Consider the following 15,739-nt stretch of genomic DNA (forward strand, 5'->3'; position numbering starts at 1 on the left):
TTTTGATTTTAATAAATTAAGATAGTGCGTTTTCTAAATCATTTAATAAGTCTGTGATATCTTCAATACCTACGGATAAACGTAATGTGGTGTCAAATACTTGGATACTTTCTCTTTCTTCTTTTGTCATCGACCCATGAGACATGGTTGCCGAATGATTCACCATACTTTCAACACCCCCCAATGATTCCGCTAAAACAAAATATTTAACTTTAGATAAAAAGGCTTTGGTGTCTTCAATATCCCCTGCTAATTTAATCGTCACAACCGCTCCTCCTGTACGCATTTGTTTTTTGCATAATTCATATTGAGGATGCGAAGGTAATCCAGGGTAATAAACCTGCTCAACTTTCGGGTGTGTTGATAAATATTTCGCAACTTGTGCGGCATTACTGCATTGTGCTGCCATACGTAATGCTAATGTTTTTAATCCACGTAAAGCAAGGTAGGCGTCAAAAGGAGAAGCAATTGCTCCGAGGGTGGTTTTTAGAAAATCAAGGCGGCTGGCTAAGTCTTCTCTTTGGGTGATCACCGCACCACCAATTAAATCGGAATGGCCGCCAATATATTTACTTGCCGATAACATCACTAAATCGGCACCTAATTCTAATGGTTTTTGGTTCCAAGCTGTTGCAAATGTATTATCAACACAAGTTAAAATATTATGCTCTTTGGCAAGTGAACAAATAGCATTAATATCAACTAATTCTAATAATGGATTAGTTGGGCTTTCAATCCAAATTAAGCGTGTGTTATCTTTTATTTTTGTTTTAACTTCATCAAGATTATTCAAATCAACATAGTCTATTTGGTGACCGCTATTAATGGTTGAAACTCGTTCAAATAACCGAAAAGTTCCTCCATAAACACCCTTCATTGCAATAATATGTGAATCTTTTGGTAATAAATTTAAAACTAAACTTGAAGCAGCCACACCGGATGCAGTCGCTGTTGCATAGCTTCCACCTTCAATTTCAGCTAATAAGGTTTCATATGCATAACGTGTTGGGTTGCTGCAACGTGAATAACAATATTCACCATGCTCTGTTAAGCTTTGTTGAACGAAAGTACTGGCTGTTGTAATAGCAGGAAAAATAGCATGATTAACAGTATCTTGCTGCTTTCCACCATGAATTAAAATTGTAGCAATATTCTTAGTCATTATCTAAAACCCAATATAGTAAAGTAAAAATGATATCTTTATATTTGTTGCTAAAAGAAATATGCCACAGGGAAATAGAAAATTTTTTCTAAAAATTAGTGCCTTTTTTCAAATTAAGAGAAAATTTTTCTATTCAAGAATAAATAGCCTTTAAATTCATGCTGTTGGTTAAGTTTTGATAAATGAGCTAGCCGTCACAATATCATTATTTTGTTTATTCTTCACAATCAATTACCCAGTAAAAACCACATAAACCACTAAAATAAAACAACAAATGTTCCATGCAAGTTAAATTCTTCATCACGTAATGTAATTATTTGGTAGGTATTTTGTCGTTAATTTAACATACACCTTAGTATTTACGCCTAATTGGCTTCTTCTCATGCTGCATAATAGTCATATAAGAGAAACTTATTCTCTTTCACCTTATTTCTTGCAATGAGCTATATCGCTTAGAAGACAGAAAAAGTCGATGAATAAAAATACAATTAATACGTCAAAGAGTGGCTATCAAGCAATAATATGCTCAAAGGCTATTTATAAGAAAAGTACAGAGACTAAATTTGACTGAGTTGTTTTTAATTTAATCACCCTGACTTTTTTGCTTAAAAAAAACACAGTTAAATATTACAAACTATGAAAAATGAATTGCTATCGTTATTTAAATTATTAGAAAAACGCATAACCACTATATATTTTATAAATTATTCTAATCACACTCTCTTAAAGAATCTCAATTTAGCCTAATACAGAATTTTTCATTAGAAACTCAAACTTGCTCGAACAATATCAGCAATGTATTCCATCTTATATATCTCCATAAAATTACTCTCTAAATGGGTTTATATTTTTAGTGAATAATCATCTTGTATACAAATTATTTATTATGATACAGTCAAAAAATGCCTATGATTCAACTATCAAGTATTGGTACTTCTTATATCCTTTACTGTGGTACGACTCACTAGAGCATAAAAATTTATGGTATTTATTTCCCATAATACAAACAGTGAGAATCAAAAAAAATCGCAATTATTATTAGCAAATTTTAACACTGCCTTTTTCTTTTGTTTTTTTACCTTTAATAAAAGCAGCGTTTAATTTAGTGAAAATCTGAATCAGATAAATTTAACTTAATATACACCCTGTTTTGATATCACCTAAAATTAAATTTACCACAATAAAAACAACTTAATTTTGTAGTAGATACAATATAAGGAAACAACCATGAATAATAACTTTTTAGCGCATGAAGACAGTATGCTTAAGCTACTTGAAAAAGTAGTCAATATCGAATCAGGCTCTTATGACAAAGAAGGTGTAGATAACCACGCTGCTGTCTGGTGTGAAAAATATCGCGAAATGGGGTTCGAAGTCGAAATCATTGAAAATGAATCACTCGGCAATAATTATCGAATTCATCACCCTTCAATAAAGGCTGATATATTAATTTTATTGCATTTAGATACCGTTTTTCCTAAAGGCACCGTTGCTGAACGTCCTTTTAGCATTGAAGGTGATCGAGCTTATGGCCCTGGCGTGATTGATATGAAAGGCAGCCATGTCATGGTATATCAAGTCATGAAGCAACTTTATGACAATCAAGATATTCGCTACAAAAATATTGAAATCCTCCTCAATTGTGATGAAGAAATTGGTTCTATTTCATCTCGCGGTGTCATCGAACAATGTGCATTAGGAAAGCGCTACGCACTTGTGATGGAGCCTGCTCGTGCCAATGGCGCTATAGTGAGCGCTCGCCGCGGTGTTGGAACTTATGTATTAAATATTGAAGGAAAAGCCTCTCATTCAGGTATTGCCCCCGAAGCAGGCATTAGTGCAATTCAGGAATTATCATATAAAATACAAATGTTACACGCACTCTCTGCTCATGATAAAGGCCTATCCGTTAACGTTGGCCTAATTTCTGGTGGAACCTCTGTGAATACTGTAGCTCCGAATGCCAGAGCAGAAATCGATGTCCGTATTTCGTCTGAAGAACAGGGTATTGAGATCGATAAAAAAGTCAGGGAAGTATGTAGTACACCAGTATTAGACGGCATCAAACTCACCTTAACAGGCGGAATTAATCGCCCACCTATGGCTAAAACGGATGAAAGCACCGTTCTTATCAACATCATTAAAGAAGAAGCTGCGCAACTAAACATTGATTTACTTGATGTTTCGACGGGTGGTGGCTCTGATGCCTCTTTTACTGCAGGTGTCGGAACGGCCACTGTAGATGGGTTAGGCCCGATTGGTGGATACCAGCACAGTGATAAAGAATACTTAGAAATACCGTCACTCACAGAACGTGCACAGTTATTTTTCAATGTATTACAACGCATTACACAATAAATAATAATCCAATAGGAAACTCTATGACAACGATGTCAACAAACACAACAACACCACCTAAAAAACGTTCTGAAGGTCTAAACCCTTATGTTCTTTTGTTTTTCATCTTAGTATTGGCAGGTATTGCAACGTGGATCGTTCCTGCGGGGCAATATGCATCAGAAACAAAAGTCATCACCATGGTAAAAGATGGTATAGAAACAAAAGTATCTAGTTCTTATACCATTCCCGGTAGTTATGAGCGCTTACCAGAACAACACGGTATTTTGCCAGGGCAAATTTTCACCTCAATTGCTGATGGTCTAATCAAAGCTGCTCCTATTATCTTTTTGATTATTTTCACTGGAGGTGCTTTACATCTTCTTGAGGAAACTGGGGCCATCAAAAAAGTACTCAATAATATCTCGCGCAGTAAAAGACTTAATGACTTTTTACTAATCAGTATATTCTTTGTCGTTTTTTCTATTTTAGGGACAACAGGGATTGTCGTTAACTCAATTATTGCATTTGTTCCTATCGGTCTTTTAGTCGCTAAATCCGTGGGAATGGACGACAAATTTGGTGCTGCTTTAGTCTATGTTGCGGCTTATTCGGGCTTTAATGCCTCAATCATGGCACCAATGACAGTGGGTTTATCTCAAGGTTTAGCCGACGTCCCATTGTTATCCGGCCTCGGTTTTAGAATGGCTATTTATATTGCATTTGTTATCGCGGGTATTCTATTTTTAACGATTTATACCAAGAAATGCCGTAATAAAGGCATGGTTCGTCCTGAGATTGAAATTAATACCGACGAACACCAAACCTCTAAAATTTCAGCTTTGCATGTCATTACTCTTTCCTATAGCGCATTCTGCTTAGTCGGATTTATTTTCGGTGCTGTTGAGTGGGGCTGGGGAGAAAAAGAGATGATGGCTATGTTTATCATCTTAGGCGTTGGCGTGGGTGTTTTAAACCGCATGTCTCCTAATACCATTGCAACAGGCTTCTTAAAAGGTTGTGCGGGAATGGTAGGTGGCGCGTTTATCGTTGGTATGGCACGTGCTATTGCTATCGTATTATCTGATGGGATGATTTTAGATACCATCGTTAATGCCATTATTTCAATGATGGATGGCTTACCGAAGACCTTATCTGCCCTTTCCATGTTCGCAACCGCGGCAATTATGCACTTCTTTATTTCATCAGGTTCTGGTGAAGCGGCAGTGCTTGTACCTATTTTTACGCCAATGGGCGATTTATTAGAAATCACTCGCCAAACGACAGTGCAAACTGTATTGCTTGGAGAAGGGGTTGTTAACTGTATTAACCCAACCTCTGGAATTTTAATGGCTGTACTTGCAACGGCAAAAATTCCTTATACACAATGGGTGAGATTTATTTGGCCGTTAGTCTTCACATGGATAGCCATTTCTATTGTCGCTCTAATATATGCTGTAATGACAAATTTAGGTCCTATCTAAGACATCAATATTGAATACCCCCCTTCTTTTTAGCACCACTTTTAAGTGGTGCTAAAAGCCATCGACATTTCCAAAACATCATTTGCTACTTTCAAGATATTGAATGACCTCTTCCATAACTGGAAATATTGTCTTTTCAATATCCATAAATAGTGTATCTTTATCGGTAAAATCAGGTTCAACAAGTAAATTGATTGCTAACACACTGTATTGTGGCATTTCAGTTTTATCTAGATTCCAAGGGCTATTTTTCAAACACTGCCAGTATTCTTTTTGTACGGCTGCATTTTGCCCCATTAACCACAGTTCCAAATTTAGCGTGTTATGATTTAGCACGAGTCCAAATCGAAGTTTTCTTGCCGTCAAAAAACTATTAACTAATGGAAAATAGGTATAATCCAAATAGCCTGGGGATACATTTCCACACTTAAATTCTGTATCTGGATTTCTTGCAATATATTGTTTTACTTGCATGATAGTTTTAATCAAATACTCATAAGCAAATTTCAATTCACCACTTTCTAAGTGCTGCCGATAATTAATTAGCCGCTGTTGCAAATTTTCCATTTCATTACTTCCTGTTGATTTAATTTTGAACTATATCAGTGATAGCCGGATTCTACATTAATGACGAATTAAAAACAGACAGAGTAAGGTAGGAATAGTATTATTAGCGCTATTATGCCTTTTATTCTATTTGAGATTGTATTGTGACTTCATTTGCTGACCTAAATGCGCTTTCTGCGGAACAACTCACTAACTTGCAAGAGTTAGGCTACCTAAACATGACGCAGATCCAAGCTGCCGCTCTTCCCCCTATACTTGCCGGAAAAGACGTCCGAGCACAAGCTAAAACGGGCAGCGGCAAAACTGCGGCTTTTGGTCTGGGTTTATTACAACATATTGACGCCAAATTATTTAAAACTCAGTCATTAGTTTTATGTCCAACTCGTGAACTGGCAGATCAAGTCGCCAATGAATTGCGCCGTTTAGCTCGCGCGATCCCTAATATCAAAATTTTGACACTCTGTGGTGGTGTGCCTTTCAGCGTACAACGCGACTCCCTTGCCCATGCAGCACATATCATTGTTGCCACACCGGGGCGTTTACTTGATCATTTAAATCGTGAAACAGTACAACTTGATGCATTGCAAACTTTAGTTTTAGACGAAGCAGACAGAATGCTCGATATGGGCTTTATGCCAGATATTGAGACCATAATTGATTACGCACCAATTAATAGACAAACATTATTGTTTTCAGCCACTTGGCCAGAAGAAATTGCACGAATTAGCCAGCAAATTCAAAATAACCCACAAACCATTGAAATCAATAGTGTTGATGAACTCCCGGCAGTTGAACAACAATTTTATGAAGTCGCTCGTCACGAAAAAATTGAATTATTACAAAAGCTCTTAAGCCGTGAACAGCCCGCTTCTTGTGTCGTTTTCTGTAATACTAAGAAAGATTGCCAAGCCGTTTATGATGCCTTAACAGCCAGCAAACAAAGTGTCTTAGTGCTTCATGGTGACATGGAACAACGTGAGCGTGACCAAACTCTTGTGCGTTTTGCTAACGGAAGTAGCCGTGTGTTAGTGGCTACGGATGTCGCATCCCGTGGATTAGATATTAAAGCCCTCGAAATGGTGATTAACTATGAATTATCATGGGACCCTGAAGTGCATGTTCACCGCATCGGCCGAACTGCACGTGCCGGTGAAAGTGGTTTAGCAATTAGTTTATGTGCGCCAGAAGAAGCCCAACGAGCCAATGCTCTAGAAGAAATGTTAAACATGAAGCTTAATTGGCAAACCGAACCGACAGGTTTACGAGTCACTCCGTTAGAAGCGACAATGATGACCTTATGCCTTGATGGCGGTAAAAAAACCAAAATACGCCCCGGAGATATTTTAGGTGCTTTAACCGGAGAAGTTGGCCTCAATGGTGCCGATATTGGCAAGATTGTGATCCACCCTACCCATGCCTACGTCGCACTCAAACGTGAGGTTGCCGTACAAGCTTGGAAGCATTTACAGCAAGGAAAAATTAAAGGGAAATCCGTTAAGGCTAGATTATTAAAATAATATGTGTGATTCGAGTTTCCTTCTGCACGATGTTAGTACGGAAGGAAACTCAATAATTTTCTTACTTTTCTATGATGTGGCGTTATTCTCTTGCGGTAAGGCAGATTTAGGTAATCCAAAAATCTTATCAAATGCCCAATTAAAAAAGAAAGTATAAATTGGGATAAAAATAATTAAGGCGAAGTCGAGTATTAACGCCTGTAAAAGACTAATTGATAACCACCATGCAATTAAAGGAATTAAAAAAATCACCAACGTTAATTGAAATAATATGGCGTGTACAAACCGGCGCCTAAAGGTTCTAATGCGTGATTTTTGTTTTGATTCCCAATATTCAAATGCGGTATTGAAAATAAAGTTCCAGCTCACTGCAATAGTCGTTATGACTAAAGCTAATGGGCCTGTTGTTTCCGCTGAATTACCGGAAAGAAAAGCCAATGCCAACGCTGAAATTAACCAACCAATAACTTCATAAGCCGTGACAAAAACAATTTTACGTTTAATCCCCTGCATTTTCCCACCTCCAAAAATATCATTATCAACAAGGTGGTAAAATAAATATAATTCAATGATAATAAAAGTTAGCTTCTATCAGTTTTATTGAAAGGTGAATGATGCCATTTAATAGTGACAACCTAACGATTTTTCTTACCGTGTTAGATAAAGGCTCATTTTCTGCGGCGGCTAGGGCATTAAAACGTGTGCCATCCGCGGTCAGTATGGCCGTGGCGAATCTAGAAGCTGAACTTGGATTTGAACTATTTGATAGACACACTAGAGAGCCTAAGCCCACTGAAAAGGCACTTTCATTAGCGCCCTATGCACGGCATATTGTGGCTAATTTATCACAACTCAATACTTTTTCTTTAGAGTTGACCCAAGGTGTCGAAAGTAAATTGACCATTGGTATTGCAGCAGGTATCAATGCCAATTTACTCTTTGATGCTCTTCATATTTTAAGCCAGCGTTATCCTTTACTGCATATTGAACTGATTACCGCACCTCAAGATGATCTTCTACCGTTATTACATGAACAACAAATTCACCTTGCGATTGTCTTTGGCGGTTTAAATGTTAATTCCCAAGAGCAATTTCATTATATTGGCGAAGAATCAATTATTGCCACCATTTCGGCTAAACATCCCTCTTTACAAAATAAAGCATCGCTCTATATCGAAGACCTTGTTGAAAGCCGGCAAATTATTATTGCGAGCCGCCAACGTGAATTGAGTGATATACGCATTCTAGTTTCCAGTAATTATTGGAAAACAGATAGTTTTTCTTTGGCTCTCGGTTTAGTCGAGGGTGGTATGGGATGGGGAAATTTCCCTTTGTCACTAATTAAAGATAAATTGAACGATGGCTCACTAAAACCCCTTGAGTTTAAAAATACCCCAAATGGCTTCAAACTGCCTATTCACGCGGTATGTTTGCAAGGTCATGTGCTTAAACGTGGTGCTCAAGAATGCATTGAATTACTGAAAAATAAGGCAATTTAAACCCTAAGTTATCTATTATTTCTACTTTTAATTCCATAAATAAAATTATTCTTGAATACATTAATTATTTTAAATTATTGACGAAAACGTTTGCTTTTTGTTTTGATGGCTATAAAATGCGTCGGATTTTTTTGGCCTGAAAAAAATAACTGGAGACAATCGTGCCTGACGATAAAAATTATAGCCATGGCCCCGTGCCCATATCAGCGCGGAAAGGCGGACTAGCATTAACCTTTGTGATGCTAGGTTTAACGTTCTTTTCCGCCAGTATGTGGACCGGAGGCGCTCTCGGTACCGGTCTTGATTTTCATGATTTCTTCCTCGCAGTTCTTATCGGTAATCTTCTTCTTGGTATCTACACCGCATTTCTTGGTTTTATTGGTTCTAAAACAGGCTTAACCACTCACCTTCTTGCTCGTTATTCTTTTGGTATTAAAGGCTCATGGCTCCCCTCTTTCCTATTGGGCGGCACACAAGTTGGCTGGTTTGGTGTCGGTGTTGCGATGTTTGCCATTCCTGTTGGTAAAGCAACAGGCTGGGATATCAACTGGTTAATTGGTATTTCCGGGGTCTTAATGACCGTTACTGTGTTTTTTGGTATTTCTGCTCTTACAGTTCTGTCAATCGTTGCTGTTCCTGCCATTGCGATACTCGGTAGTTACTCCGTTTACCTTGCTATCACTGATATGGGTGGAATCAGTGCATTGCAGGCTGTCGTACCCGCAAAACCCATCGATTTTAACCTTGCTTTAGCCATGGTTGTAGGCTCTTTTGTGAGTGCAGGAACATTAACGGCCGATTTTGTGCGTTTCGGGCGAAGACCTAAAATTGCAGTGCTTGTCGCTATTATTGCCTTTTTCCTTGGTAATTCATTGATGTTTATCTTTGGCGCCGCTGGCGCTGCATCATTAGGTATGGCAGATATCTCTGATGTGATGATTGCTCAAGGTTTACTATTACCCGCAATTATAGTTTTAGGCCTAAATATTTGGACAACTAATGATAACGCCCTATACGCGTCAGGCTTGGGGTTTGCCAATATCACCGGCTTATCCAGCAAAACCTTATCCATTGTCAATGGACTGGTAGGAACGTTATGCGCACTGTGGTTATATAATAATTTTGTCGGCTGGCTAACTTTCTTATCAGCGGCTATTCCTCCTATTGGTGGAATTATCATCGCAGACTACCTCATGTACCGTCACCGCTATGAAACCTTTGACCGCAGTAAAATGCGTGATGTCAACATCAGTGCATTAATCGCTGTTGCCGCTGGGGTTATCGCAGGTAACTGGTTACCAGGTATTGTCCCTGTCAATGCAGTGCTGGGTGGTGCATTATGTTACGCTATCCTTAACCCATTATTAAATCGCCGCCATACTACTGATTCGGAGATGACCCGTGCTTAATCATACTATCAAACATATCCATAATATCCGTTTACCCGAGCGTGATGGGCTGTGGCGTATTGATATCGACAACCAAAAAATTCAAGCTATCCTTCCACAACATGAAGGCGAAATATTGCCAAACAGCTTAGACGGTGAAGGTGGTTTGGTGACCGCGCCCTTCGTTGAGCCACACATTCACTTGGATACTACTCAAACCGCTGGGCAACCAAGCTGGAACCAGTCTGGAACACTCTTTGAAGGCATTGAACGTTGGGCGGAGCGCAAAGCGATGCTTACCCACGAGGATGTTAAAAACCGCGCGTGGCAAACCCTTAAATGGCAAATTGCCAATGGTATTCAACATGTTCGCACCCATGTGGATGTGTCAGACCCAACATTAACCGCACTGAAAGCGATGTTAGAAGTAAAACAAGAAATCGCGCCTTGGGTTGATGTGCAAATTGTTGCTTTTCCACAAGAAGGTATTTTGTCTTATCCAAATGGCGAAGCCTTGTTAGAAGAAGCACTACGCCTTGGAGCCGACGTCGTTGGTGCTATTCCACATTTCGAATTTACTCGTGAGTATGGTGTAGAATCACTCCATAAAACGTTCGCTTTAGCACAAAAATATGACCGTTTGATTGATGTCCACTGTGATGAAATCGATGATGAGCAATCCCGTTTTGTGGAAACTGTCGCAGCGCTAGCACATGCACAGGGGATGGGTTCTCGCGTCACGGCAAGCCATACTACTGCGATGCATTCATACAATGGCGCTTATACTTCCCGTTTATTTCGTCTGCTAAAAATGTCTGGGATTAACTTTGTGGCTAACCCGCTAGTGAATATTCACTTACAAGGCCGCTTTGATACTTATCCAAAACGCCGTGGGATTACGCGAGTGAAAGAGATGCTAGCCGCAGATATTAATGTCTGCTTCGGCCACGATGATGTTTTTGACCCTTGGTACCCACTTGGTACAGCTAATATGCTGCAAGTCCTGCATATGGGGTTACATGTTTGCCAATTAATGGGTTACCAGCAAATCAATGATGGGCTGAAACTGATTAGTGAGTACAGCGCACGTACGTTGAACTTGCAAGATTATGGCGTTAGTGAAGGAAAACGCGCTAGTTTATTGATTTTACCTGCAGAAAATGGCTTCGATGCCGTGCGCCGTCAAGTTCCTGTACGTTATTCGGTTCGTGATGGTCAGGTGATTGCCAATACCCAACCTGCGGTAACCCAAATTCATTTAGAACAAACGGAAACAATCCGTTATGGATATACTCCAAAAATCTAACCATTAATTTTTTATTCCAAAATGGCTCTCTACAACAGTAGGTGAGCCAATTGTCTTATAGCTCATCATTAATTTAAATAAAACCAGCCCGAAGAACTAATCTTAATCGGATAAAAAGCAACTAATAACGTAATTCTTACACAAAATTCATTCCTATATACTAGACTTAATCCAATACTTATTGCAGAGCTTGAAAGCTTTGGTGAGCAAATAAACGTCTTATAAGAACTCCTTTTTTGGTTATAAGTGCCATTTCTAAGTATTAAGCGCAATTTTTATTGAAATTCAATGCGAACGTTTTATATTTTTTAGAGAGTTATCTGAAACTGGATTTGAGCTTTATTTATAGCAACAATAACGCTAATACACTGACTGTCATGCAGCGGTGGCCAATATTCCTGTTTTGCTGTACCGCGAATACGTCACAAATAAAGTTCTCTGAATCCCACTTTGAAAAAAATTGGAGATCAGATGAGTACTGAACAAGTCGTTAACCAAAAAAATACTATCGATTCTTGGCAACGCATTGCTGCTGAATTATTAAGTGAAGCTGGTATTAAAATTAATGGCTCCCGCCCTTTCGATATTCAAGTTCACAACCACCAATTCTTTAAACGAGTGCTACAACAAGGCTCATTAGGATTAGGTGAAAGCTATATGGATGGTTGGTGGGATTGCGAACGTTTAGACATATTTTTCCAACATGTATTACGCCATAAGCTCGATAAAAAAATACCTCATAATTTCAGTGATACATTGAAAATTGCTGTCGCACGCGTTCGCAATTTACAAACCCTAAAACGTGCTCGCATTGTTGGAGAAGAACATTACGACCTCGGGAATGACTTATTTTCCCTGATGCTCGACCCTTATATGCAATATTCTTGCGGCTACTGGAAAGGTTTAGAAACGGTTCCTGAAAACCTCCCTCTTGCTCAAGAACAAAAATTAAATTTAATCTGCGAAAAACTGCAATTAAAACCAGGTATACGATTACTGGATATCGGCTGTGGATGGGGCGGGCTAGCTGCCTATGCAGCAAAAAACTATGGAGTTTCTGTCACGGGTGTCACTATTTCCGCTGAGCAACAAAAATATGCTCAAGCTCGCTGTGCAGGCTTAGATGTCGATATTAAATTAGACGATTATCGGAATCTCAACGACCAATTTGACCGTATTGTCTCTGTAGGCATGTTTGAGCATGTCGGGCCTAAAAACTATGCGACTTACTTTGATGTTATTCAACGCAATTTAAAAACTAATGGTTTGTTTTTACTTCACACCATTGGCTCTAATCAAAATAAAGTCAATGTCGACCCATGGACTAACAAGTATATTTTTCCAAATGGCTGTCTACCTTCTGTACAAAATATTGGCGAAACCAGCGAAGGCAAACTGGTCATGGAGGATTGGCATAATTTTGGTGCAGATTATGACCATACACTTATGGCGTGGTATTCCCGTTTTCAAGCGGCTTGGCCAGAGCTGGAACATAATTATACGCCTCGCTTCAAACGCATGTTTTCTTATTATTTAAATGCTTGTGCAGGTGCATTTAGAGCGAGAGATATTCAATTATGGCAAATACTTTGGAGCCCACAAGGTGTGACCGGGGGCCTACGGGTTGCTCGCTAAGCTTTTGTCCTGAATATATATCTTTGTTAACCTTACGGGCTAGTTAAAGAGTCAATGTATTTTATTCAACCATTGATCAATAGCCCGTAAGCCTTGCTGGATATCATCCTTCAATTGGGTATCCGCCATTGGCTGCTGTTCTAATAATACGCAGCTTTGTACTGCATTTTGCATTCCCAAACTGGCACAACTGCTTTTTAACTGGTGAGCAAGGCGCTTTATTTGTTCTGCGTTACTTTCTGCTCGTGCAATGTCAATTTGATCGAGCAAAGGCAAGGAATGTTGTTTAAAAATACTCACCCATTCGCGAATTTTCTGGAATCCCATTAATTCGGCATCACTGGCAAGCTGTTGTAAATTTATAACTTCTCCCTGAACACCAGAATCAGACAATGTATATTCACCACCTGAAATATATTTAACAATTAATTGATTTAACATATCTCTTGGTACCGGTTTTTGAATGATACCGCGAAAAACTTGGCTGGTTCGTTGGCGCAATGTTTCATCAATCACATGAGCACTAAAACCAATCAAAATCAATGTAGGGTAAGTTTTCGCTATTTGTTTAGCCAAGGTGATACCATCGATGTCAGGTAAGCCAAAATCCACCAATGCCGCCGTAAATTGTTGACCAGTTTGTAGAGTCGCCAAAGCCTCAGCAGCAGAGCCAACAATGGTTACCTGAGCCCCACTGCGGGTTAACATTTCTCCACTGATTTTTTGAGTCAATGGGTTGTCTTCTATGAGTAATAAATTCACACCTCGCATGTCTAATGGCAGCTCAGCCGATTTACCCACTGGATGAGAGGTGATACATAGCGGCAATGTTAAACGAAAGCAGCTCCCGCTCCCCAACTGGCTACTAACCGTCAATTCACCTCCCATCGCTTGCGCTAGACTTGCACTAATTGTCAGCCCAAGTCCTGTACCACCCCGCTGGCTATCTACTTGCACAAATGGCTTAAAAATATCAGTAAATCGCGAGCTATCAATGCCACACCCTGTGTCTTCCACTTCAATAAACCAATATTTACCATAACGGCAACTACGCAAAGTGATTTGCCCCTTTTGAGTAAAGCGCAATGCATTACTGAGTAAATTCGTGATAATTTGTCGGATCCGTAGCGGGTCCCCTTGTAAAGCAATCGGCAAATCATCCGCAATATCTGCAACTAACTGAATAGCACTATTTTTATTACTGGCATTCATTAAATACAAAGTACTTTCTAATAACGGCTTGGGCTCAAAAGGCTCATCATTGATGGAAACATTTTGTCCCCCTGCTTCAATTGCGGAGTAGTCCAAAATGTCATTCAAAATTGCTAATAAAGATTCACCTGAGTCAGTAATCGCATATAAATCATCATGATATTGGCTAAGTGCTTTATTTTCTAATAACAATTGCGCTGTCCCCAAAATCCCATAAAGAGGAGTGCGAATTTCATGGCTCATTGCCGCTAAAAATGCCGATTTAGCCTGATTGGCTTGTTCTGCTTCAGAACGAGCTTTGCGGTGCTCAACAACCATCACGCGCAATTCTGCCGTCCTCGCTTTGACTTCGTCTGCTAGCTGTTCACGCTGATTATTTAAGGCATGAACACTTTCACGAAATGCATCCATTAAACGGCCAATCGTATCAAGCTCTTTCACCCCTGCAGTTTCAGGAAATGCAGAGTCAATATCGCCCTCTAATAAGCGTTGAAGGGCTTGGGTTTGCTGTGCCAGCGGCTTTGTCACTAAACGATAAACCACTCGCCAAAGGATCAAGATAAGTGAGAGCAATGAGACAATACTCAATGCTAACAACCAATTCTGCCCTCGTTCACTGGCTTGTTTAAGTTGTCCCAATGCGGTTTGGTTACGAAGCTCAATGATGTCAACTAATTGCGCTACTTCACTACTAAAACGTGCAAATTGGTCAATATTATTTTGTGATAAAATCTGTAAACGTGTTGTGATGTCGTTATCTTGCCGGTACAACGCGATTAACTCGGTATAGCGCTTCACGCTATTTAACGCGTTTTCTACTTGGCCTCGCACTGCGGGGTCTTCAATATATTTTTGCCGACGTTGTAAGATTTTAACTGCAGAATTCAACTGTTTTTCTAATTCTGCCATATTGCGGTGGGGCTGGTTTGAACCTAAATTAAGTACCATTTGCTGTACACGCATCGCGCTTAATCGAAGCTCATTCATTTGGCTGGCATATTCAAGGTCAATATCAATTAGTTGATCAAGGGCTTGTTGTGCTTGTTCCCCTTGTTTCCTTTCAATAAGGTCGTAAATACTGACTTGAGTTGCTCCCGCTGAGGTGGCGGCATTGTTTGCCTGACCATGTGCCTTTTGGGCGATATCTCCCGCCGCCGCAATGATATGCTGCCTTAATTGTTGTTGCTCTGCGCGCAGTTTTAACCGCTGCCCAACTAATTCACCCTGTTGGCTTAATGACTGAGCAATTTCTTTTTCTTGTTGTTCAATATTTTGTGTATTAAAGCCTTGTTCTCTTAATATTTTCAGTAAATTAGTGATTTTAAGGCTTTGTGCCGTTAACATTCGTCCTTGTGCTAACCAAATACTTTCGCTATCTGCATTTGTGAGATTTTGTGCAGAAAATAGCTCCCAAGCACTCGCTTCACTCAGTTGCCTTGCCATATTCATGGTTGGGATTAGAGCTTCCGTATTGGCCTGTTCAACTTGGCTAACAAAACGTAAGTTGTACCACCCCACAAGGGTGCTAATAAAGGTCAATGCAGCCATCAGTGCAAAGCCCATCCATAGTCGTCTAGTTAGTGATAAATTCACGGTTTCGTTAGCCTAAAAATTAAAATGGTTGAGTTAGCA

Annotated in this window: 11 protein-coding genes; 7 read left to right on the forward strand and 4 right to left on the reverse strand. The window is 39.5% G+C overall.

All coding sequences use genetic code 11. The features are described from left to right. Positions 1-16: 16 nt before the first annotated feature. Positions 17-1,162, reverse strand: coding sequence for a trans-sulfuration enzyme family protein (locus tag PSF31_RS00300; RefSeq protein WP_004262310.1), 1,146 nt, complete (start codon positions 1,160-1,162; stop codon positions 17-19). 1,227 nt (positions 1,163-2,389) lie between these two features. Between PSF31_RS00300 and PSF31_RS00305 the strand changes: the two genes are divergently transcribed. Further along, positions 2,390-3,520, forward strand: coding sequence for a M20 family metallopeptidase (locus tag PSF31_RS00305; RefSeq protein WP_096863220.1), 1,131 nt, complete (start codon positions 2,390-2,392; stop codon positions 3,518-3,520). Between the two features lie 23 nt (positions 3,521-3,543). Continuing rightward, positions 3,544-4,983 carry a YfcC family protein gene (locus tag PSF31_RS00310; protein WP_232062910.1) on the forward strand — a complete coding sequence of 480 codons (1,440 nt, stop codon included), beginning with the start codon at positions 3,544-3,546 and terminating at the stop codon, positions 4,981-4,983. Between the two features lie 78 nt (positions 4,984-5,061). Here the strand turns inward: PSF31_RS00310 and PSF31_RS00315 are convergent, their stop codons facing one another. Continuing rightward, complete coding sequence (locus PSF31_RS00315; protein WP_004262327.1) at positions 5,062-5,550, reverse strand: DUF7000 family protein; 489 nt, start codon at positions 5,548-5,550, stop codon at positions 5,062-5,064. 143 nt (positions 5,551-5,693) lie between these two features. Between PSF31_RS00315 and dbpA the strand changes: the two genes are divergently transcribed. Continuing rightward, positions 5,694-7,067 (forward strand): ATP-dependent RNA helicase DbpA, encoded by a 1,374-nt coding sequence (gene dbpA / locus PSF31_RS00320; RefSeq protein WP_096863221.1) that lies wholly within the window; start codon positions 5,694-5,696, stop codon positions 7,065-7,067. 69 nt (positions 7,068-7,136) lie between these two features. Here the strand turns inward: dbpA and PSF31_RS00325 are convergent, their stop codons facing one another. Further along, positions 7,137-7,580, reverse strand: a complete 444-nt coding sequence (locus PSF31_RS00325; protein ID WP_004262335.1) for a PACE efflux transporter — start codon at positions 7,578-7,580, stop codon at positions 7,137-7,139. Between the two features lie 101 nt (positions 7,581-7,681). On the opposite strand from PSF31_RS00325, the gene PSF31_RS00330 reads away from it, so the two are divergent. The 4 genes from PSF31_RS00330 to cfa all read left to right on the forward strand — a co-directional run bounded on the left by PSF31_RS00330 (position 7,682) and on the right by cfa (position 12,895). Next, a complete protein-coding gene (locus tag PSF31_RS00330; protein ID WP_096863222.1) occupies positions 7,682-8,566 on the forward strand; it encodes a LysR family transcriptional regulator in 885 nt (294 codons plus the stop codon). Between the two features lie 161 nt (positions 8,567-8,727). Continuing rightward, positions 8,728-9,975, forward strand: a complete 1,248-nt coding sequence (codB, locus tag PSF31_RS00335) for a cytosine permease (RefSeq protein ID WP_096863223.1) — start codon at positions 8,728-8,730, stop codon at positions 9,973-9,975. Beyond that, positions 9,968-11,260, forward strand: a complete 1,293-nt coding sequence (locus PSF31_RS00340) for a cytosine deaminase (RefSeq protein ID WP_096863224.1) — start codon at positions 9,968-9,970, stop codon at positions 11,258-11,260. Before codB ends, PSF31_RS00340 begins: the two co-directional genes overlap by 8 nt. A 471-nt stretch (positions 11,261-11,731) precedes the next feature. Beyond that, positions 11,732-12,895, forward strand: a complete 1,164-nt coding sequence (gene cfa, locus PSF31_RS00345) for a cyclopropane fatty acyl phospholipid synthase (RefSeq protein ID WP_096863225.1) — start codon at positions 11,732-11,734, stop codon at positions 12,893-12,895. A gap of 51 nt (positions 12,896-12,946) precedes the next feature. Here the strand turns inward: cfa and torS are convergent, their stop codons facing one another. After that, a complete protein-coding gene (gene torS / locus PSF31_RS00350) occupies positions 12,947-15,700 on the reverse strand; it encodes a TMAO reductase system sensor histidine kinase/response regulator TorS (RefSeq protein WP_096863226.1) in 2,754 nt (917 codons plus the stop codon). Positions 15,701-15,739: the final 39 nt, after the last annotated feature.

Origin of the sequence: Providencia sp. PROV156, assembly GCF_028480905.1 — a bacterium.
GTDB classification, from domain to species: Bacteria; Pseudomonadota; Gammaproteobacteria; order Enterobacterales; family Enterobacteriaceae; genus Providencia; species Providencia hangzhouensis.

Coding starts and splice junctions, on each gene's coding strand:
- PSF31_RS00305 (WP_096863220.1), top strand. CDS start 2,390: ATGAATAATAACTTTTTAGCGCATGAAGACAGTATGCTTAAGCTACTT.
- cfa (WP_096863225.1), top strand. CDS start 11,732: ATGAGTACTGAACAAGTCGTTAACCAAAAAAATACTATCGATTCTTGG.
- PSF31_RS00325 (WP_004262335.1), bottom strand. CDS start 7,580: ATGCAGGGGATTAAACGTAAAATTGTTTTTGTCACGGCTTATGAAGTT.
- PSF31_RS00330 (WP_096863222.1), top strand. CDS start 7,682: ATGCCATTTAATAGTGACAACCTAACGATTTTTCTTACCGTGTTAGAT.
- PSF31_RS00300 (WP_004262310.1), bottom strand. CDS start 1,162: ATGACTAAGAATATTGCTACAATTTTAATTCATGGTGGAAAGCAGCAA.
- PSF31_RS00310 (WP_232062910.1), top strand. CDS start 3,544: ATGACAACGATGTCAACAAACACAACAACACCACCTAAAAAACGTTCT.
- PSF31_RS00315 (WP_004262327.1), bottom strand. CDS start 5,550: ATGGAAAATTTGCAACAGCGGCTAATTAATTATCGGCAGCACTTAGAA.